Genomic DNA, 19,385 nt, shown 5'->3' with positions numbered 1-19,385 from the left:
CCCCGGCGACCGTGTGGTCGCCGGGGCTCCTCGCGTTCCGGGCACCCCTCCCCACGTCCGCCCCTCCAAGGGTGCGCGTGGGGATTTTGGCGAGCGGGGCGTGATCCCGGATCCGAGTGATCCGTACCCGTCGCACCGTTGGTTTTTGCCCTCCCCCTGGTGGGGGAGGGTGGCGAGGCTCTGCGAGCCGGGTGGGGGGAAGGCATCACGAGTCGCGAAGCCCTTCCCCCACCCGCCACTCGAAGACTCGTGGCGACCTCCCCCACAAGGGGGGAGGTCAAGAACACACGTCTCCCGCTCGCCCGCCCCCGCGGACCGCCCGCATCTCCAAACCGGCATGGACGCACCGGGAAAAAGTGTGCTAGTCTATTAACTGACCTCTCCACCCGCAAGGATGCGGTCAACTCCTCTCGTCTGTTTTTTCTCATCCCCGGAGGGCAGTCCCGTGCCCGTCACCCGTTTGCTCTTCCGTCCGCTGGCCCTGGCCGTTCCCGTCACCCTGGCCGCCGCCGTGTTCGCTCCGCTCACCCGCGGCACCGCGACCGCCGCCCCCGACCGCACCGCCCCCGAGCCGGCCCGCGCCGCCGGGCTCGACGTCGAAGTGAAGTGCGTCGACGACAGCACGCTGAAGCTCAAGCTCCTGGAGGACAAGCTCGAACTCGTCACCCGGTACGGGTTCCTCCAGGTCACCGTCGCCGATGTGCGGCGGATCGAGTTCGCGCACCGGTGCCCGCCCGAGGTCGCCGAGCGGATCGCGCTGGCCATCTCGAAGCTCGCGCACGCCGACTTCCAGACCCGCGAGCAGGCGACCACCGACCTGAAGAACCACCGCGAGCGGGCGTACCCGTTCCTGCTCAAGACGCTCAAGCACGACGACCCGGAGGTGAGCCGCCGGGCCGACGAGGCGCTGCGGTTCATCCAGGCCAAGGTGCCGGCCCCGCTGCTGGAGGCCCGCGACAGCGACGTCGTGTACACCGAGGACTCGAAGTTCACCGGCAAGCTCACGGCCCAGAGCTTCCGCGTCCTCACCGGGATGTTCGGCGAGCAGTCGCTGAAGGTGGCGGACATGCGGTCCCTGCGGACCGGGGCCGGGATCGCGGCCGACGAGTTCGCCGGCGCGGTCGCCGCCCCGGCGACCATGGCCACGTACCAGCAGCAGTTCGGCAAGGAGTTCGTGTTCAACCTGACCGGGCACGCGCCGGGCAACGGGCAGCAGGCGACCGTGTGGGGCACGGACGTGTACACCCTCGACTCGAACCTCGCGGCCGCCGCGGTCCACGCCGGGCTCGCCAAGCCGGGCGAGGCGGTCGCCGTGCGGGTGCGGGTCGTCCAGTCCCCGCTCCAGTTCACCGCGAGCTTCCGCAACGGGGTGAACTCGAACGCCTACGGGACGTTCGCCTCCGGCGGGTACGAGTTCGTGAAGCGGTAGGCGTCTTTCGAGCCACGGGGCTCGCCCCCACGGTGCGTCCGGGACCACGGGGGCGAGCCCCGTGGCTCGAAAGGCTCATGACGTCCGCCGCGCGGCCGCGGCGTCCGGGTTCACCCAGTGCGGGAGCGGTTCGCCGCGGACCCCGGCGAGCAGGTTGTTCGCGCACAGCCGGGCCATCGCGTTCCGCGTGTCGACGGTCGCGCTGGCGACGTGCGGGGCGATCACGCAGTTCGGCAGCGCGTACAGTTCGTGCCCGGGCGGCAGCGGCTCCGGGTCGGTGACGTCGAGCCCGGCCGCGAAGATGGTGCCGCTCCGCAGCGCCGCGGCGAGCGCCGGCTGGTCGACGAGCGGCCCGCGGGACGTGTTCACGAACACCGCGGTCTTCTTCATCTGCTGAAATTGTGCCGCCCCGAACAACCCTTTCGTCGTCGGGTTCAGGTCCGCGTGGACCGACACGTAGTCGCTCTGCGCGAGCAGTTCGTCGAGTTCGACCCGCCGCGCGCCGAGTTGCTGTTCCGCCTCGGCGCTCGGCGAACGCTTGGTGTAGATCACCTTCATGCCCCACCCGTGGTGGAGCCGCTTGGCGGTGGCGAACCCGATCCGGCCCATGCCCACGATGCCGAGGGTGCGGCCGACGAGGTCCTGGCCGAGCCACCCGAGCGGCTCCCACGTCAGCCACCGGCCGGCCCTCGCGTCGCCGGCGCTCTCGGCGATCCGCCGGGCGGCGTTCAGCAGCAGCGTGACGGCGATGTCGGCGGTCGCGTCGGTGAGCACGCCCGGGGTGTTGCCGACGCACACGCCGCGCTGGGTGCAGGCGGGCACGTCCACGTTGTTGAACCCGACCGCGAAGTTGCTGACGACCTTGAGCCGCGGGGCCGCGTCGAGCAGCGCCGCGTCCACGCGGTCGGTGAGGAGCGAGACGAGGCCGTCGCAGTCGCGGACGCGGTCGCGGAGCGCGTCGGCCGGGGGCGGGAGCCGGTCCGGCCACACGTCGACGTCGCACGCTTCGGCGATGGCGCTCAACCCCTGGTCGGGGATGCGGCGGGCGACGAACACCTTGGGGCGGGGCATGGGTCAGGAGGGTGGGTTGTGGGGAGCGGGGCCGGGTTCAGGGGTGAGTGTAGGAGGTGGTGCGGGGGTGGTGCAGCGGGCGGGTTCGGGGCGCGCGGGCGCCTCCGGTCGCTGGCGCTCCCGGCTCGCCGGGCACCTGGGCATCTCGACCGCCGGCCGGCTCGGGCGACCACGAGCGCACCCCCTCGCTGGCGCTCAGGGTTCGCCCGTGCCCGCGTGCGTGCCCGTGCCCGACTGTGCCTCGCGCACCCGGTTCTCGGTCGCCGAAGATGGCGGGCTCGGGGGCGGCGAAAGTGGCGCAGACACGGGGGACTGGGGCGGGTATTCAGCGGCCGGTTTCACAGAGCGGGTCGGCCCCGCGGACCGGGTGGTCCGCGGTTTCCCCCGGTTCGGTCCGCAGGTACGGAGACCTCACACCATGTTGCTGTCCCGATGGAAGCTGATGGCCGGCGTGCTGGGCGTTTCGCTCGGCGGCCTGGCCGCTGTGGCCGGCCAGTGCCCGAAGAACGACACGAAGACCAGCACCCGCCGCCAGGCCGAGCCGCCGGAAGGGGCCGAGGTCCCGCTGCTGCCGCCGGTCCCGTCGGGCGGTTCGCCGACTGCGAAGGCCCCGGCAATGCCGCCGGCCCCGGCGCTGCCGCCGGCCCCGGGCGGCGTCGACCTGCCCCCGCCGCCCGCGGCTTCAGAACTGCCGGCGCTGCCGCCCGCCCCGTCGGTCCCGGCCGCCCCGGCGAAGGAGCCGATGAAGGCCCCGCCGGCCCCCCCCGCCCCTGCGGCCGAGCCCGCGCTCCCGCCGGCCCCGGTGATCCCGGCGAGCGGGACCGAGACGAAGCCGGCGCTGCCGCCGTCCGAGCCCGCGACCTCGGCCCCGGTGCTCCCGCTCGTGGGCAGGCCCGAGCCGATCAGTAAGCCGGAGCCGACGAAGCCGGTGCCCAGCGCCGTGTCGTCGCCGGTGGTGCCGCCGTCGGCCGACCCGGTGATCGAGCCGAAGCCGGAACCGAAGCCCGAGGTGAAGCCGGCCGCGGCGGCCGCCGCGGCGCCCGCGGTTACGAGCAAGTACCGCATCCTGCTGCGGGTCGGCGAGGGCGAGCCGACGTTCGAGGTGAAGTGCGGCGACGACCTGGTGCTGAAGGTGGTGTGCGAGAAGATCGACATCAAGTCGCCGGAGAAGGGCAGCGGCCCGTCCGCGGTGAAGGCGAGCGGGAAGGTGCGGTTCGTCGGGTTCGGGGCCGAGGGCACCTGCGAGGAACTCGCGTTCCTGGCCGGGACCGGCGAGGTCGCCCTGGCCGGAGCCGTGAAGATCCAGGTCAAGGACAAGCTCGGCCGGATCGAGTCCGAACTGTCCACCGAGACCATGAAGTACCGGATCGACCCGTCGGCGGCGTTCAGCGGCGGCAAGCCGTGACGTGACCCGCGGCACGCGCCGCCCGGGGGCCCGACCCGCGGGCGGCGAAATCAAACGTCTAACCTCTGTCGATCGATAGAACTTCACCGGCCGGCGGCCGCCCGCCCCACTCGGGGTCGGCACACGATGTGCTGAATTCGCATATGATTCCCGTGTCCGTAGCCCGTTCCGGTTGAGGAATCATCATGACGTTCAATCAGATCCTCGACAACATCACCGCGTGGTGTGCGGCCAACGTGCCGATCGTCATCGGCATCTGCGTCGCCGTGGTCATCATGGTCCTGGCGGTGTTCTCGGGGCGGAAACGGGGCGGGCTGGCCGACAAGATCAACAACCCGAACGCGGCGAACGTGCTGCTGGCCGAGAAGGCCGCGAACTGGGCGCCGCCCGAGCAGTCGTACGCCGACCGCCGGACCGCGGTCCGCCGCGAGGGGCCGCCGGTGCGGGTGCTGCTCGCGTCGCCGTCGTTCCGCAACGGGGTGGGCGAGGGGTACGTGCTCGACCGCTCGACGGGCGGGCTGCGGATCGCGATCGCCGACGCGGTCGCGCCGGGGAGCCTGCTCCAGGTGCGGGCCGTGAACGCCCCGGACAACGTCGGGTTCGTCACCATCCTGGTGCGGAGCTGCCGCCCGAGCAACGACTTCTACGAACTCGGGTGCGAGTTCGAGGCGACCCCGCCGTGGAGCGTCCTGCTCCTGTTCGGGTGATCGCGCGTGCCCGGCACGAAACCCACCAAGAAGACACCCGATAACCGCGAGCGGCCCGCGCCGGGGTCGGCGCGGGCCGCGTGTTGACCGGGCCGGCTCGCGGTCACTCGTCGCACGGGTTGCACGGCCCGACCGGGACGCACACCGTCACCTGGTACGCCACCCGGACCGGCACCCGGCACGCGACCCGCTCCGTGACGACCTCCTGCACCTCGCGGTACACGGTCACCGGCACGTTGCGGACCCGCACCTCCGGCCTCTCCTCGCGCACCCGCGCCGTGTACGCCTCCGTCCGCGGTTGCACCTCCCGCACCGGCACCTGGAACGACTCGGTCTCGGTGCGCGTCACCGGGACGCTCACGCCGAAGACGTGCTTCTCCGGCCGCAGGGTCGTCACCGGCACCTGCTCGGTCCGCACCTCCTCGCGCACCCCCGGCACCCGCACGGTCACCGCCTCGCGCACCGGGCGGACCGTCGGGACGGCCACCGTGTACCGCTCCGACACGTGCTCGGCGACCGGCCGCAGGGTGGTGACGCACACGTCCCGTACGAGCGGGACGATCTGGCACACGTACCCGGCCAGGCCGGTGCACGGGTCGCACACGGGCGCGGCCACGCGGGCCGTGGTCTCCACCCGCACGGTTCGCGTCTCCGGCACCTGGCGGACGACCGTGGCCGTCCGCTCCCGCTCCTCCAGCCGCACGTCCGGGACCAGGACCGTCCGCTCCCGGACCTCCTCCCGGACGTCCGGGACCAGGACCTTGTGCTGCTTCTCGACCACGCGGGTCTCGGGGACCATCACCGTCCGCTCCCGCTGCTGGACCTCCCAGTCGGTGCGGCGCACCGTCCGCTGCTGGGTCTCCATTCGGGTGACCGGGACCATGACGGTCCGCTGCCGGGTCTCGTCCCGCCAGTGCGGGACCATCACCGTCTCCCGGACCTCCTTCACGACCGTCTCGGGCACCTTGCGGGTCACGGTCCGCTGGACGTCCTTGAACTCGGTGCGGTACTCGGTGCGGTACTTGGTGACCGTCCGGTACTCGAACCCGGGCGGGGGCGGTGCGTGCTGGCCGGCGGGCGGGGCCGGGGGGACGGGCGGGCTGGCGGCCGCGGTGGTGACCAGACCACCCGCGGCAACGGCGACTCCTAGCCAGTGGCGGCGCATACGAATCCTCCTGTGCTGCCGGTCAAAGTGTGGTGAGCGGAACAGAAGGGCGAGTCCCGGGCGGGGGCGCGATCCGCGGGCGCCCCGGACCTGGGAGCGCCGCGGCCGCGCGGGCTTGCGCAACTTGCGGGGACTTTTAGGGTTCTGCCGTCCGTGCGCTTGTCGGCCGGGCGGCCGGGGAGGGGGCTTTGGGCAGTTCGAACCAGTCCTCTAGCATCTCGCACGCCGCGCTGGCTAGGCCGCGGCCGCCGCGGGCGGCGCGAGAGCCCGCACCTCGTCCATGATCGCGCCGCACATCTCGCGCTCGATCTCCCGGCCCATCTGGCACGCGAGGCGGCCGTCCATCACGCGGTGGTCGAACATCACGCGGAACTTCAGCGAGCCGTCGCCCTCGAACGCGTCGTAGAAGATGGTGACGGTCCACGGCGTGAGCAGCGACAGCGCCACGCCGCCCATCCCGGCCGTCAGGCTGATCCCCATCGTGCCGAGGAACTTCGCCCGCAGGCGCGGCATCCAGTTGGCCAGCAGCGACCACACGGCGCGGCGCACGAGTAGCGGCATCCGGGCCAGCCGCAGCGCGTTCTGGAAGGCGGAGATCTCCTCGATCGGCCTGTCCTTGAACCGGCGGATCTGCGCGTCGATCTCGCCGAGCGGGAGCGCCTCGGGCGAGTGGACGCGGGCGAGGAACAGCCCCGGCTCGCCGCCGCAGTCGCGCTCGACGACCACGCTGACGACGTTCTCGTTGTACTCGTACATCCGGTGCCACGGGCGCGTCAGGAACACGCGCCGGGCCTCGGGGTGCCGGGCCGCGACGGCCGCCATCGCCTTCACGAACATCGCGCACCAGCTCGGCCGCACCGCCGCCGGGGCCGCGCGCCGGGCGTCCACGAGCTTCGCGAGGTGCATCGTGCGCTCCCCGGGGATAAGCGGCATCTGCCGGCTCACGCGGAGCAGGTCGCCGATCATCCGCCGCGCCGCCGACAGCGCCACGAACCGGCCCGTCACGGACTTCATCTGTGTCCCCGTTTCGAGTTTGAAGTCGAGTCCCGGTGGCCGGGCGAACCCTGAGCGCCAGCGAGGGGGTGCGCCCCACCCCCTCGCTGGCGCTCAGGGTTCGCCCAAATCGACGGGCGGGACCGGGCGGCTCGTGAACTCGAACCGTCCTGGTTACGCCGCGACGCGGACGCGCCGGGCGGGCTCGGGGTGGTCGAGCTCCACCATGTCGCGGATGTTACCGGCGACCGGCGACTTCCGTAAATCCCGGTCCTGCCGCGCCAGCACCACCGGGATGCCATGCTTCGGCCCGAGCGAGATGCCCATGAGCCGGTCGACGCGGGTGTGCGGGACCACGTCGAGCTTCCACCGCGGGAGGATCTTCGCGAGCGCGAGCTTGATGATGCACTGCGCGAGCGACGAGCCCAGGCACGTCCGCGGTCCGGCCCCGAACGGCATGAACTCGGCCGGCGACGGCTTGATCCGGTCCCACCGGGCCGGGTCGAACCGCTCCGGGTGGTCGTAGATCTCGGGCATGTGGTGCGTCATGTAGTGGCTGAAGATCACCCGCGTCCGCTCGGGGATCTCGTACCGGCCGAACACCCCGGCCCGCGCCGCGAGCCGCCGGCTGTACGGCACCGCCGGCAGCAGCCGCGTGCTCTCCTTGAGCACCCGGGCTAGCGCCGGAAGTTGATCGATCTGGTCGTAGGTCGCGTTCGCGCCGAGCGCCGCGAGTTCGTCGAGCACGTCGTGCTGGGCCTGCGGGAACTGCGAGAGCAAGAACAGCGTCCACGTCAGCGTGTTTCCGGTCGTCTCGTAGGCGACGAGGAACAGGATGAGGGCGTGGCCGACCAGCTCCTCGACGGGCACTTCCTTCCCCTCGGCGGTGCGGAACCGAAGCAGCGCCGAGAGCGCGTCGGTGCCGGTGCAGCCGCCCGCGCGGCGCTGGCGCATGATCGCGAGGAACTTCCGCTCCAGGCGGCGGGCGTCGAGCTGCATGCGGCTGTACGGCGTGAACGGCAGGTTGAACGGGAACGCCCGCACCCACGGGGAGAACGTCTGGAACATCCAGTGCTCCATGCCCTCGTGCAGGTCCCCGCTGGCGGTGTTGTCGTCGAGCCCGTAGAGCAGGTCGCGGACGACGCCCCACACCATCAGGTGCATGTCGCGGTGCAGGTCGCGGACCTGGCCGGGCCGCCACGCGGCGAGCGCCGCCTCGACGTGCCCGCGGATCGGGTGCTGGTGGACCTCCATCCGCGACCGCTGGAACACCGGCAGCAGTTGGTGCCGCATCCGCTTGTGCTCGGCCTCGTTGAGCGAAAAGATGCTCTGCCGCAGCCGGTGCTGGGCGGTCTTCAGGCCGCCGGGGAGGACGAACGGCCGCGAGTGGAACAGGTCGGTCTCCTGGTGGAGCTGGCGGTTGTACTCGGGGCCGAACGCGACGAGCATCGTGCCGGCGCGGGTCTGGAACCGCGTGAGGTCACCGTACCGCGACCGGAGGTCGTACATGTACCGCACGGGGTCGCGGTCGAACTTCACCTGCTCCCAGATGCCGCCGACCACCGACATCCGCTTCGGCCCGGGAATGGCAGACGTGGGCAACGGCGCGCCGGAGGAAGAGGAACCATCCATGTCGGCTGACTCCGCGTGCGGGACTGCACGCGATCTCATCGACCGGGGAGTTTAGCGGTGTTGAGGATTTCCGCGGCGACGCGGGGAAGTGGGGCACGAGGCGAGGGGCGGTCACGGCCACGCCCCGCTGATCACCGGACACCCCGCAGCCGGTGGGCGGTCGGATACCCGGCCCGGACGAGCCAAACCTGCGCCCATGGCACCCGGCTGTGGAGGCGCGTCACCGCCGCGAGGTCGTCCTCGTCCACCTCGAAGGTGCCGGACTCCACGTCGATGGCGACGAACTTGCCCTCGTCCTCAGGGCGTAGGGCGGGGCGAACCTGGCGTGTGTAGGTGGCGTCGCCGCGTCGGGCGAGTTCCTCGCGGTTCAGTCGCGGCTCGGTGTGGACATCGGATTGCCTCGCGGGCGCTGGGGCGACACCCTCACCCTACACGGTCCTCTTCGCCGCGTCACGCACAGAGCGGGCGACACCCAGATTCGCCACCGGACCCGCATCGGTCGAAGCCCTCCCGCTGCCGCGCAACTCACGCATCCACCGGAACCAAGTTCTCGCCGCACCTCAACGTCGAGCGGGCGGTTAGTCGTTGTCCTTGGGCTTGATCGCACGCGAGCCGACGTTATGCCCGCGGTGCGACTACCCCGCACCCAACCGAGTACCACCCGTGCGACAGGCCGTTCTGCTGGTACTGCCGGCAGTGTCGCTCCTCTGCGGGTGCCACGCGCTCACCCGTGACGCCGAGGTCATCGCCTACCGCCCCGGGGAAGCGGTCACGATGACGGCGGCGAAGGAAGACGCGACCTACCGTCTGTCCGCTCGCGACGGGCGGCATGGGTGGATCGCGACGGACGTGCCCCAAGGGGGAGCCGTCGGTTTCCGCAAAGAGGCGGACGGTACCATTACCGCGTTCGCCGGGGCGCAGACCTGGCCGATCGAGGCGTCAGACGGTCGCCACGTGTGGCTCTGCACGCCGAAGCCGACGACCGGGTGGGACCGCTTCCTGGTCGGCACCCGCGACAAGTCCGAGAGTGCTTTCCAGACGACGGTGCTGTTCCTCACCGCACCAATCTGGCTCACGCAGTGCGCGATAACTGGCGAGTGGCCCTGACCCGGTGGCGTGGCGAGGACACACCACCAAGCGGCGGTCAGTCGTTGTCCTTGGGCTTGATCGCGCGGGAGCCGACGCGGGCCAGGAAGCGGGCCTTCTGGGCGGCCGTCAGGTCGTCGACGTAGCGGTCGCGGACCGCCTCGATCCACCGGATCTTCCGCTTGCCGTAGTCGGTCGCCACCCGCACCAGCACCGGCCCCGCGTGGCACACCGCGCCCCGCAACTTCGGCTCCAGCTCGTCGTGCGTCTGGATCTCGACGTAGGCCACGCCCATCGCCTGCGCCATCGACCGGTAGTCGAACCGCGCCAGGATCGTCGCCGTCGTCCGCAGGTACGCCGGCTTCTGGAGCATCTGCATGTAGTGGTACGCCTGGTCGTCCAGCACCACGAACTTCACCGGCAGGTGCTCGCGGGCCGCGGTGCTGATCTCCAGCGAACTCATCAGTGCGCACCCGTCGCCGGTGATCGTCGCCACCACCTTCCCGTGGTGGACCTTCTGCGCGCCGATCGCCGCCGGAATGCTCCACCCCATCGCCTGGTTGTCCACCGGGTTGAAGTACGTCCGCGGGTGCGTCACCTGGTAGAACTCGGCCGCGAGGTGCTCGGTCGCCGAGACGTCGGTGAAGAGCAGCGCGTCAACGGGCAGCACCCGCCGCATCGCCGCCACCAGCGCCAGCGGGTCGACCCCGCACTTCGGCTGCGGGATGTCGCGGAGTTCGCGGCACGCGGCGGCCTTCAACTCGCGGATGCGGGCGGTCAGCGCGTTGTTGGCCGGCCGCTGGAGCTTGTCGGAACACGCCAGCAGCCGCCCGAGGAACACCCCGGCGTCGGCGTGAACGCACACGTCGGTGCGGAGAATGCGCCCGAGGTTGCACGGGTTCGCGTCGACGTGGACGACGCGGTCCGGCTGCGGGTTGACGTAGTGGCCGGTCGAGGTCTCGTTGAACTTCACGCCGATGGCGAGCAGCGTGTTCACGCCGGACTTCAGCGGGTGCAACTTGTCCTTGGCGAAGACTTTCTCGGCGACCTCCGAGGCGTGCGGGCCGAACCCCCAGCCGACCGCGAGCGGGTGCGTCTCGGGGATCACCCCCTTGCCCGACACGCTCGTCGAGACCGGGGCCTGGAGCAGTTCGGCGACGGCCGCGAGTTCGGTGGTGAAGTTCACGCACCCGAACCCGGCGTAGATGCCGACGCGGGCCTTCGGGTCGCACAGGACCGCGAGCGCCTTCTGGAACGCCTCCTCATCAAAGGCTGGGGCGGGGACCGCGGGCGGCGGGCACCGGTAGTCGTGCGCCTCGATGAACAGGTTGTACGGCACCACGACCGCGACCGGCCCCGGCTCGCCGCTCATCGCCGCCACGAACGCCTGCCGCACCGCGCCCGGGATCTGCCCGACGTTCTGAACCGGGTACACGCACTTGCAGACCTGCTTGAGCAGTTCCGACTGGTTGAGCGCGTGGACCTGGAACGGCCGGGCCTTCTCGCCGACGCCGACGTCGCCGACGATCGCCACGACGGGCGACGAGTCGAGCAGCGCCTCGCCGAGCCCGGTGAGCGAGTTCGTGACGCCCGGACCGGGCACGACGCACAGCACCCCGGGCCGCCCGACGCTGCGGCCGTAGGCGTCGGCCATGCACGCGGCGCTGAACTCGTGCGTGACGAGGAGGTACTCGAGCCCCTTCGCCTTGAACGAGTCCCACAGCTCGTTCTCCTGCGCGCCGGGGATGCCGTACACGCACCCGACCCCCTCGGCGAGCAGCGCCTCGGTGAGCGCCTGCGCGCCGGTCATGCGGCCGAACACCCACCCGGGGTGGTGGTCGGCGCGGATCTTGGCGATCGGCCCCGCGGTCGCGGACGACGCGGCCAGCGCGCCCCCGAGGGCGGCGGATCCTTCCAACAGGCCACGGCGCGAGAATTCGAGGTCCATGCACCACCTTGCGCAGGAACGGGCAGAGGCTGTATCGGTCGGCGGGGCCGGGCGAATTTGGGGCGTTTACGGAATCGCGGCGACCGGCGGCGGCCGTCCAGATGGACACATGGTTCGGCTTTGACACGCCGCGGCCCGCGGGTATTATGCAAGAGCCTCTGCGGTGTTCGTGATGGGTCGTATGCTTTTGGCGAACCTACAAAATCCGCTTTGGGAGCCTTCATTTTAATTCGGGTGGCGCGCACAAGCCCGTCCGCTCCGGCCCTGCCGGCGCGACTGTAGCGGGATCTGCAACCCACCCGAGAGGCACCCAGTTACTGAGCGGGTTCCCGAAGGATGACTCACACGGCACAGGTGGAGGCATTTTCACTTCTTCGCGCGTGATTTCCCCTTGCGCATTGTCGATTTTCACAGCGCCCCGTCCCCCCGCACTGTCGCATTTCCCGTGCTCATTTTTTTTTCTCTACTCGCTCTTCACACCCACGACGGAACGGTCCCCAACTCCACCAAGGCAGACGACTTGGGGCGACCGCCGCGGACCGAGAGCGGCTGGCCAGTCTGCGGCCACCGAACCCTTGACTGCGGCCCGCCCGTTCCGGGCGATCTCCGTAACTCGCGATGAAATCGGGCATTCGGGCGACTCGGGAATGACACCCCGCTGCCACTCGTTTCTCCGTTGACATCGCCGCATAAGACGGTAACTTCCCCCCAACTGGCCGAATGCGAATCGCACGAGGAACCGGGATGATCCTGCGGGCAATTTCCATCGCGAACAGCACCACCATTCACCCCCCCTCCGGGCCCGGAGTGCCCACCGCCGACGCGCGGTGAGGGCGACGCGGCACCGGGTCGCCCGCACCAACTCACCCGGGGCCGGTTACGCAGCGCCCGCAAGGGCAACCCATTAACCCAGACACGCGACCCGCCGCCCCGACCGGGGCCGGCCACGTCGCCGCGACGCACGCGAACGGACAGGATCGGGCATGACCCCGTATCCCGCCGCAGGGACCGCGCCGGGGGCAGGTGTCAGGATGACACGGGGCGGAACTCGCTTCCTCCGCCCCACCACGGGTAACCCCCTCCGTCCGTCGCGTGAAGCCTGGGGCACGGACGCCCACTATCAGGCTCGAATCGGTCGGCCCGCCCAAGATGGTGCGGGCCGGCCGTTTTCACTCACCTCTCTTCCGCCGCGCCGCCGGACCCCCTAGACTTGCTCTGCGAAGTCTCACCGGACCCCACGGACCCCGCCATGCCCCGCCGCCTCCTCACCCTCGCCGCCGCCGCGGGCTGCGCCGCGTGCCTCTTCGCGGTGGTGCGCCCGGCCCTGGCCGCCGACCCCGCCCCGGCCGCGCCGGCCGACTACCCGACGGTCGACGTCGAGTCGGTCGCCGGCGGCCCGCGCGTCCGCGGCAAGCTCCGCGCGACGACCGTCACGCTCAAGACCGACGTGGGCACGTCCACCATCGAACTGAGTCACGTCCGCCGGGTCACGTTCCAGCGGGAGCCCGACGGGACGGCGCACGACACGGTCCAGCTCGCCGACAAGTCCGTGCTCCGCGGGCGGGTGCTCGGCGAGCAGTTCGTGCTGGACCGCGAGGGCGGGGGCGAACTGCGGCTGAAGTCGGGCGACGTGCGCGAGATCCGCGTCATCAGCGCCGTGCCGGTCTCGCTCGCGGCCGTGATCTTCGGCCTGCTCACGCTTACCGCGATGGAGATCATCCTGGGCGTCGACAACGTCATCTTCCTGTCGATCGTGGTCGCCAAGGTGCCCAAGGAGCAGCAGCCCAAGGCCCGGAAGATCGGCCTCGGCGCGGCGCTGGGCACGCGGCTCGCGCTGCTGTTCTCGCTCTCGTTCCTCCTGGGCCTGACGGCCCCGGTGTTCACCCTCCCCGACCTCGGGTTCCTCACCGACCTGGAGGCCCGCGAGGTGTCGTGGCGGGACATCATCCTGTTCGGCGGCGGGCTGTTCCTGATCGCAAAGAGCGTGAAGGAGATGCACGAGAAGCTCGAGCACGCCCGGAAGCAGCACGAGGGCACGTCCGCGCCGCCCAAGCCGGCGAGCTTCGCGTGGACGATCCTCACGATCGCCGCCCTCGACATCATCTTCTCGCTCGACTCGGTCATCACCGCCGTCGGCATGGTCGACGAGCTGTGGGTCATGGTCACCGCGATGGTGGTCGCGATGGTGGTGATGCTCGTCTCGGCCAAGTCGATCGGCGACTTCGTCGAGCGGCACCCGACCGTGAAGGTCCTCGCGCTGAGCTTCCTCATCCTGATCGGCGTGATGCTCGTCGCCGAGGGGCTGGGCCAGCACATCAACAAGGGGTACATCTACGCGGCGATGGCGTTCGCCGTGCTCGTCGAGATGATCAACATGCGGCTCCGCAAGCCGGCGAAGGCGAAGCCGAGCCACGGATGAACACGGATGAAACACGGATCAGTGCGAAGACAGGAGCGTGGAAGTAACCCACCAGCGGAGGCGAGCGGCGCGGCGTGAGCCCGCCGGCGCTTTCAAACTCTACCGGCGGGCTCGCCGCGCCGCTCGCCCTCTTGTCTTCCCGGTGTGTCAGTGCCTCTGTGGTTAATCTTGCCTTGGTCTGATCCGTCTTTCATCCGTGTCTATCCGTGGCCCCGTTCGTGTCGGTGCCCGTCCTGCCATTCCGTCACCCCGGCCCGGCCCGGTCCCATCTGGCCTGACAAAATCGCACTCGGTAGCCAAGTCGTTGATTGTCGCAAATATCGCCCGTTTAATGCCTTGTGGCCGCTTCGGCTCCGGGGCACGGTTCTTGCAGTGGCACCCGCACACGAAGTGGTTCACACCCGAGGAAGCTCGATGGCGTTCAACCTGAAGCCCATAGGCGATCGCATCATCGTCCGCCGCGAGGCGGCCGACGAGAAGACGAGCGGCGGCATCATCCTGCCCGACACGGCGAAGAACAAGCCGCAACGGGGCACGGTCCTCGCGGTCGGCCCCGGCAAGCTGAAGAAGGACGGCACCCGCACCGCCATGCAGCTCAAGGAGGGCGACCGCGTGCTGTTCACGTCCTGGGCCGGCGACGAGTTCGAGGACCGCAAGGCCGGCAAGGGCGACGGCGACGTCCTCGTCATGCACGAGGGCGACGTGATGTGCGTCATCGCATAGTTCGCGGGTCGTTGCGTGGGGGTTGTGGGTCGCCGGGGGAAGCAAGCCCGGCGCGCACTCCCCAGCCCCAGAAGCGACGACCCCCGACCCGCTACCGGCGACTCTCGACCACCTACGACCGACCAACAACGACCCCCAACCAACACCCGAGGTAAGCATGTCCGCCAAGCAGATCGCGTTCGACCAGGAAGCCCGCGAGGCCATGAAGCGCGGCATCGGCAAGCTGGCCCGTGCGGTGAAGACGACGCTCGGGCCGAAGGGCCGGAACGTCATCATCCAGAAGTCGTTCGGGAGCCCGACGGTCACCAAGGACGGCGTCACCGTCGCCAAGGAGATCCAACTCCCCGACCACTACGAGAACATGGGCGCGATGATGGTGAAGGAGGTCGCCAGCAAGACCTCCGACGTGGCCGGCGACGGCACCACCACCGCCACCGTGCTCGCCGAGGCGATCTTCAACGAGGGCCTCAAGGCCGTCGTCGCCGGCACCAACCCGATGCTCATGAAGCGGGGCATGGAGCGGGCCGTCGAGGACATCGTCGCCCGGCTCAAGGAGCTGAGCACCCCGGTCGGCGGCAAGAAGGGCCTGGAGAACGTCGCGACCGTCGCCGCCAACGGCGACGCCGACATCGGCCGCATCATCGCCGAGGCCATGGACAAGGTCGGCAAGGACGGGGTCATCACCGTCGAAGAGGCCAAGACGATGGCCACCGGCCACGAGTTCGTCGAGGGCATGCAGTTCGACCGCGGGTACCTGTCGCCGTACTTCGTCACCAACTCGGAAACGATGGAGACCGAGTTCGACGACGCCTACGTCCTCGTGTACGAGAAGAAGATCAGCAGCAGCCGCGACCTGATCCCGCTGCTGGAGAAGGTCGTCGAGCAGCGCAAGCCGCTGCTCATCATCGCCGAGGACGTGGACGGCGAGGCGCTGGCCACCCTGGTCGTGAACGTGATCCGCACCCAGGGCCAGTTCAAGGTGTGCGCGGTCAAGGCCCCGGGCTACGGCGACCGCCGCAAGGCCATGCTCCAGGACATTGCGATCCTCACCGGCGGCACCGCGATCTTCGAGGACCTCGGGACCAAGCTCGAGGCCGCGACGCTGGAAGACCTCGGCCGCGCCCAGAAGGTGAAGGTCGACAAGGACAACACCACGCTGATCGTGGACACGAAGGACAAGGCCCGGAAGGAAGCGATCCAGGCCCGGATCGTGAGCATCCAGAAGGAACTGGACAAGAGCACGAGCGACTACGACAAGGAGAAGCTCAGCGAGCGCGTCGCGAAGCTCTCCGGCGGGGTCGCGAAGATCAACGTCGGCGGCGCGACCGAGAGCGAGGTCAAGGAAAAGAAGATGCGGGTCGAGGACGCGATGCACGCGACCAAGGCCGCGCACCAGGAGGGCATCCTGCCGGGCGGCGGCGTGGCCCTGCTGCGGTCGAGCAACGGGCTGACGGCCCCGAAGGACCTGACCGCGGACGAGGAAGTCGGGTACCGCATCGTGGTCCGGGCGTGCAAGGCCCCGATCCGCCAGATCGTGGAGAACGCCGGCGAGGACGGCAACGTCGTCGCCGCCGAGGTGCTCCGCAAGGACGACAAGAACTGGGGCTACGACGCCCGCGCCGGCGAGTACGTGGACATGGTCAAGAAGGGCATCATCGACCCGACCAAGGTGGTCCGCAGCGCGCTGCAGAACGCCGCGAGCGTCGCGACCTTGCTGCTCACCTCCGACGCGATGATCGCCGAGGAGCAGAAGAAGGACGACGGCAGCAAGAAGGGCGGCTCCGGCGGCGGCTACGACGACATGTATTGATCCGCGTCGTGGGTAGTTGGACGTCGGACGTCGGAAGACAGAGCGGCCCGGGATTCCTTCGAGGAACCCCGGGCCGCTTGCATTACCCAAACACTTGCAGCAGAACACCAATGGTGTTAGCCTGCCCAGACTGATCCCTGGTTCGGCGTAGGAGGTGTGCGGATGATACCGGCCACGGCATATCCTGCACCTTTGCCCCTCGGGCGCAACGCCGCGCTGGAACTCCTCACCAGGGTCGATGTGTTCGACGCCACCGGTGGCGAGTTCCTGACCTTCGTGCAGATCCCTGTGGAGGAGCGGGTCGGCGAGTGGCGGTTTGCCGGCGCGAGTCGGTCGCTCGCCCAGGCGGTCCGGCGGGTCGAAGAGTTCGCCGGGGAGCTGCGCCGAGTCGCCCCGGGCCTGCCAGCCGACCCGCTCCGCGAGTTGCTGGACAACACGGCGGGGTGCGAGTCCGACGGGTTCGTGTATCCCCGCGAGTTGCCGGTCGCTGTGGGCTGCCCGCACCGAATCGTGGTGTGCGTGCAATACGGCGCGCCTTACGAGGGCCTCGGAGCCGGGGTCGTGGAGGTCGAGTCTGTCGCGGCGTCGTCATTCGCCGGAGTGGAACCGCAGACCGACCCGCCAGAGGAGTGGGAAGGTGCGGAGTCCCAGTAGCGGGCCGACCGAACCCGCGCGGCGGCAGACCGGTCCTCATAAGCGAATACCGACACGCAGCACCAGCCGCCGCGGCAGGTGTGCATATTGTCCGGCATCAGCGCCGATTCGGAGGCGACAGCGATAGACGACACGGCTACGTTGGGCGACATGCTTCGGCAACTGCGCGAAGCCGACACCACGTTCCGCGTCTTCGGATCGAGGGCGCATCGCTACGATCTCGGCCCGCCACTTGCCGAGCGCGAGTTGGCGGCGTTCGAGGCGGCGAACGGGGTCCGGCTTCCGGGCGACTACCGGCGGTTTTTGTCGGAGGTCGGCAACGGCGGGGCCGGACCAGACTACGGGTTGGAGCCGCTCGGCACATTCGATCGCGACCTGTCCCGCCCGTTCCCGTTCGTTGTGGTCACCGACAACCTCACCAGCGAGGAGATGTGCCGGTGGCCGTATCGGGCCGAGTACCCGGGCATCCTGGAGTTCTGCCACCAGGGGTGCGCCATCTACTACTACCTCGTCGTCAACGGCCCGACCTACGGGACCATCTGGGAGGGCCGCGAGACCTTCTACCCGACCGGGCTGACGTTCGGCGTCTGGTATCGGCGCTGGCTGGAGCGGGCGCTGACGGCGCTGCACAACGAGCGGTTGGTTCCCCGCCTGCGGGTGGGCATGACGCGGGCCGACGTGCTGGCCGAGGTCGGCGGCGAGTGGGAGGCGCGGCAGGCGCTGTATCGGCCGATCCGCTTCTTTGAGTCCGCCGACATTCCGGCCCAACTGGAGTTGGACGAGCAGGACGTGGTCGTCAATGTGCGCCCGTGGCCGTTCATCTCGGCTCGGCCATACTGAGGGTGAGGCCGGTAGCCGAACCCCTCACGTCCAGCAGATCCTCACTCCGCCGGGATCGCCAGTTCGTCGACGACCTGTTCGACGCCGGCGGTGTTCTCGGCGAGGCTGAGGGCGACGCGCTTCGCCTTCGCGTCGGGCAGGACGCCGCGGAGCCGCACGGTGGTGCCCTCACCGATCACGGTCACGTCGGTCCCGGCGAGGCGGCGGTCGGCGGCGAGGCGCGAGCGCACGGCGTCCTCGGGGCGGGTCGGCAACTCGCGCCGCAGGGTGTCCAGTGGCCCGGCGACGCTCAGCGCCGGCGGGAGCGACTCGCGGAGCTTGCCCGAGACGAGCCGCGAAACGGCCGCGATCCGGTCGCCGTCCGACGTCTGGAACCGGCTGCCGACCCCCACGACGAACAGCGTTGCCAGCCCGACAAACACGACGAATTGGCGCATACCCATCTCGCGGAACGGGGCCGGGGCCGATCCCCAACCGTGACACACGGACGGCCTCACCGCAAAGCGACTGTAATCGGTGCGGGCATTTAATCTTCCGCCGCTACCGTTCGTTCGGCGCGAAGCGTACAATCGGGGGAGATGGTGTGCCAGCGGAACGCCCTTCGCCATCGGGAATGGGAGTCGCAGGACTCCCAGGAGAGGAAACCATGATTCGCACGATTGGTGTGCCGGCTCTTGCCCTCGGGGCGGTGCTGGCAATGAACGGAAGCGCTTCCGCCGACGACACGCCGGCCAAGTCCTCGTTCGGCACGACGATGACGCTCGGCGGCCAAGGCACCGCAGCGCAGGCGGCCGGTGCCGACGACACCGAACTCACCCACTACTACCGCGGCGGCTACGGCTACCGTGGCGGGTACTACGGCGGCTACCGTGGTGGATATTACGGCGGCTACCGCGGCGGGTACGGCTGGGGCGGCGGTGGCTGGGGCGGCTACGGTTACCGCGGCGGGTACGGCTGGGGTGGCTACGGCGGCTATCGCCCGTACTACGGCGGCTACGGCCTCGGCGTCGGCTGGGGCGGCTACCGCGGTGGGTACTACGGCGGCTACGGTAGCTACGTCGGCTTCAGTTCCTACAGCGTCGGGTACGGCGGGGGCTGGGGCGGCGGGTGCTACTACGGCATCAGCGGCACCGGCGACGACGCCAGCGCGCCGATCGTCTCGCTGAACATGGCCGTCACGAAGAACCCGCTCGCGGGCACCTTCAAGTACGACGGCGACCCGGCGAAGGCCGCGCCGCAGCTGGTGACCCCGGCGCAACCGGCCACGTCGCCGACGAGCCTGCCGGTCTCGCTCCAGAAGGCGACCAGCCCGTACACCTTCAAGGCGTACGGCGAGAAGTAAGCAAGGGACTCCTCCGCGAAGCCCACCCGTGCCGGGTGGGCTTTTTGCGTTATGCGGGGGCTTGGTGGGGCAGACAATAGTGCCGGCCTCCCCCCGCGTCCGGAGGCAGGCACCAATGCCTGCCCCACCCGACCGATAAACGCGGTTGCAGTTACTCCGTC

Annotated in this window: 16 protein-coding genes and 1 other RNA gene; 11 read left to right on the top strand and 6 right to left on the bottom strand. The window is 70.0% G+C overall.

The genetic code is table 11. The features are described from left to right. Nucleotides 1–445: 445 nt before the first annotated feature. Nucleotides 446–1,429 (top strand): LCCL domain-containing protein, encoded by a 984-nt coding sequence (locus ACTIGN_RS06545; protein WP_439622015.1) that lies wholly within the window; start codon nt 446–448, stop codon nt 1,427–1,429. 75 nt (nt 1,430–1,504) lie between these two features. Here the strand turns inward: ACTIGN_RS06545 and ACTIGN_RS06540 are convergent, their stop codons facing one another. Next, complete coding sequence (locus tag ACTIGN_RS06540; protein ID WP_439622013.1) at nt 1,505–2,500, bottom strand: 2-hydroxyacid dehydrogenase; 996 nt, start codon at nt 2,498–2,500, stop codon at nt 1,505–1,507. 418 nt (nt 2,501–2,918) lie between these two features. On the opposite strand from ACTIGN_RS06540, the gene ACTIGN_RS06535 reads away from it, so the two are divergent. After that, nucleotides 2,919–3,905 (top strand): hypothetical protein, encoded by a 987-nt coding sequence (locus ACTIGN_RS06535; protein ID WP_439622011.1) that lies wholly within the window; start codon nt 2,919–2,921, stop codon nt 3,903–3,905. A gap of 185 nt (nt 3,906–4,090) precedes the next feature. Next, the gene (locus ACTIGN_RS06530) at nt 4,091–4,612 is read left to right on the top strand and encodes a PilZ domain-containing protein (protein WP_439622009.1); all 522 of its coding nucleotides are present in this window, start codon (nt 4,091–4,093) and stop codon (nt 4,610–4,612) included. Nucleotides 4,613–4,715: 103 nt separating this feature from the next. Here the strand turns inward: ACTIGN_RS06530 and ACTIGN_RS06525 are convergent, their stop codons facing one another. The 3 genes from ACTIGN_RS06525 to ACTIGN_RS06515 all read right to left on the bottom strand — a co-directional run bounded on the left by ACTIGN_RS06525 (nt 4,716) and on the right by ACTIGN_RS06515 (nt 8,402). Continuing rightward, nucleotides 4,716–5,777 carry a hypothetical protein gene (locus ACTIGN_RS06525; RefSeq protein WP_439622007.1) on the bottom strand — a complete coding sequence of 354 codons (1,062 nt, stop codon included), beginning with the start codon at nt 5,775–5,777 and terminating at the stop codon, nt 4,716–4,718. A 234-nt stretch (nt 5,778–6,011) separates the two neighbouring features. Continuing rightward, the gene (locus ACTIGN_RS06520; protein WP_439622005.1) at nt 6,012–6,791 is read right to left on the bottom strand and encodes a hypothetical protein; all 780 of its coding nucleotides are present in this window, start codon (nt 6,789–6,791) and stop codon (nt 6,012–6,014) included. A gap of 153 nt (nt 6,792–6,944) precedes the next feature. Further along, complete coding sequence (locus ACTIGN_RS06515) at nt 6,945–8,402, bottom strand: cytochrome P450 (RefSeq protein WP_439622003.1); 1,458 nt, start codon at nt 8,400–8,402, stop codon at nt 6,945–6,947. Between the two features lie 663 nt (nt 8,403–9,065). Here ACTIGN_RS06515 and ACTIGN_RS06510 point away from each other — a divergent pair. Further along, nucleotides 9,066–9,509: a hypothetical protein gene (locus tag ACTIGN_RS06510; RefSeq protein ID WP_439622001.1), complete on the top strand. Its 444-nt coding sequence runs from the start codon at nt 9,066–9,068 to the stop codon at nt 9,507–9,509. 37 nt (nt 9,510–9,546) lie between these two features. On the opposite strand, the gene ACTIGN_RS06505 is transcribed toward ACTIGN_RS06510, so the two are convergent. After that, a complete protein-coding gene (locus ACTIGN_RS06505; RefSeq protein WP_439622000.1) occupies nt 9,547–11,436 on the bottom strand; it encodes a thiamine pyrophosphate-binding protein in 1,890 nt (629 codons plus the stop codon). A 152-nt stretch (nt 11,437–11,588) separates the two neighbouring features. Here ACTIGN_RS06505 and ssrS point away from each other — a divergent pair. The 6 genes from ssrS to ACTIGN_RS06475 all read left to right on the top strand — a co-directional run bounded on the left by ssrS (nt 11,589) and on the right by ACTIGN_RS06475 (nt 17,882). After that, nucleotides 11,589–11,801: non-coding RNA, 6S RNA (gene ssrS / locus ACTIGN_RS06500), on the top strand. Nucleotides 11,802–12,685: 884 nt separating this feature from the next. Next, the gene (locus ACTIGN_RS06495) at nt 12,686–13,855 is read left to right on the top strand and encodes a TerC family protein (protein WP_439621999.1); all 1,170 of its coding nucleotides are present in this window, start codon (nt 12,686–12,688) and stop codon (nt 13,853–13,855) included. Between the two features lie 414 nt (nt 13,856–14,269). Then, the gene (locus tag ACTIGN_RS06490) at nt 14,270–14,578 is read left to right on the top strand and encodes a co-chaperone GroES (RefSeq protein WP_439621998.1); all 309 of its coding nucleotides are present in this window, start codon (nt 14,270–14,272) and stop codon (nt 14,576–14,578) included. A 157-nt stretch (nt 14,579–14,735) separates the two neighbouring features. Next, nucleotides 14,736–16,388, top strand: coding sequence for a chaperonin GroEL (gene groL / locus ACTIGN_RS06485; RefSeq protein WP_439621997.1), 1,653 nt, complete (start codon nt 14,736–14,738; stop codon nt 16,386–16,388). A gap of 162 nt (nt 16,389–16,550) precedes the next feature. Then, the gene (locus ACTIGN_RS06480) at nt 16,551–17,042 is read left to right on the top strand and encodes a hypothetical protein (protein ID WP_439621996.1); all 492 of its coding nucleotides are present in this window, start codon (nt 16,551–16,553) and stop codon (nt 17,040–17,042) included. Between the two features lie 150 nt (nt 17,043–17,192). Further along, nucleotides 17,193–17,882, top strand: coding sequence for an SMI1/KNR4 family protein (locus ACTIGN_RS06475; RefSeq protein WP_439621995.1), 690 nt, complete (start codon nt 17,193–17,195; stop codon nt 17,880–17,882). Between the two features lie 41 nt (nt 17,883–17,923). Here the strand turns inward: ACTIGN_RS06475 and ACTIGN_RS06470 are convergent, their stop codons facing one another. Further along, entirely contained in the window at nt 17,924–18,319 is a 396-nt protein-coding gene (locus tag ACTIGN_RS06470) for a BON domain-containing protein (RefSeq protein WP_439621994.1), read from the bottom strand. Between the two features lie 209 nt (nt 18,320–18,528). Here ACTIGN_RS06470 and ACTIGN_RS06465 point away from each other — a divergent pair, with 209 nt between their 5' ends. Next, nucleotides 18,529–19,224, top strand: coding sequence for a hypothetical protein (locus tag ACTIGN_RS06465; RefSeq protein WP_439621993.1), 696 nt, complete (start codon nt 18,529–18,531; stop codon nt 19,222–19,224). Nucleotides 19,225–19,385 lie beyond the last annotated feature (161 nt).

Origin of the sequence: Gemmata sp. (assembly GCF_051859125.1) — a bacterium.
In the GTDB taxonomy this organism is placed as follows: domain Bacteria; phylum Planctomycetota; class Planctomycetia; order Gemmatales; family Gemmataceae; genus Gemmata.
The sequence above is the reverse complement of the archived record's forward strand: the minus strand, read 5'-3'. Positions and strand labels throughout refer to the sequence as shown.

Excerpts from the sequence above, each read along its gene's own strand:
- ACTIGN_RS06530 (WP_439622009.1), top strand. The coding sequence starts at position 4,091 with ATGACGTTCAATCAGATCCTCGACAACATCACCGCGTGGTGTGCGGCC.
- ACTIGN_RS06465 (WP_439621993.1), top strand. The coding sequence starts at position 18,529 with ATGATTCGCACGATTGGTGTGCCGGCTCTTGCCCTCGGGGCGGTGCTG.
- ACTIGN_RS06470 (WP_439621994.1), bottom strand. The coding sequence starts at position 18,319 with ATGCGCCAATTCGTCGTGTTTGTCGGGCTGGCAACGCTGTTCGTCGTG.
- ACTIGN_RS06480 (WP_439621996.1), top strand. The coding sequence starts at position 16,551 with ATGATACCGGCCACGGCATATCCTGCACCTTTGCCCCTCGGGCGCAAC.
- ACTIGN_RS06515 (WP_439622003.1), bottom strand. The coding sequence starts at position 8,402 with ATGGATGGTTCCTCTTCCTCCGGCGCGCCGTTGCCCACGTCTGCCATT.
- ACTIGN_RS06535 (WP_439622011.1), top strand. The coding sequence starts at position 2,919 with ATGTTGCTGTCCCGATGGAAGCTGATGGCCGGCGTGCTGGGCGTTTCG.
- ACTIGN_RS06540 (WP_439622013.1), bottom strand. The coding sequence starts at position 2,500 with ATGCCCCGCCCCAAGGTGTTCGTCGCCCGCCGCATCCCCGACCAGGGG.
- ACTIGN_RS06495 (WP_439621999.1), top strand. The coding sequence starts at position 12,686 with ATGCCCCGCCGCCTCCTCACCCTCGCCGCCGCCGCGGGCTGCGCCGCG.
- ACTIGN_RS06475 (WP_439621995.1), top strand. The coding sequence starts at position 17,193 with ATGCTTCGGCAACTGCGCGAAGCCGACACCACGTTCCGCGTCTTCGGA.
- ACTIGN_RS06525 (WP_439622007.1), bottom strand. The coding sequence starts at position 5,777 with ATGCGCCGCCACTGGCTAGGAGTCGCCGTTGCCGCGGGTGGTCTGGTC.
- ACTIGN_RS06490 (WP_439621998.1), top strand. The coding sequence starts at position 14,270 with ATGGCGTTCAACCTGAAGCCCATAGGCGATCGCATCATCGTCCGCCGC.
- ACTIGN_RS06505 (WP_439622000.1), bottom strand. The coding sequence starts at position 11,436 with ATGGACCTCGAATTCTCGCGCCGTGGCCTGTTGGAAGGATCCGCCGCC.
- groL (WP_439621997.1), top strand. The coding sequence starts at position 14,736 with ATGTCCGCCAAGCAGATCGCGTTCGACCAGGAAGCCCGCGAGGCCATG.
- ACTIGN_RS06520 (WP_439622005.1), bottom strand. The coding sequence starts at position 6,791 with ATGAAGTCCGTGACGGGCCGGTTCGTGGCGCTGTCGGCGGCGCGGCGG.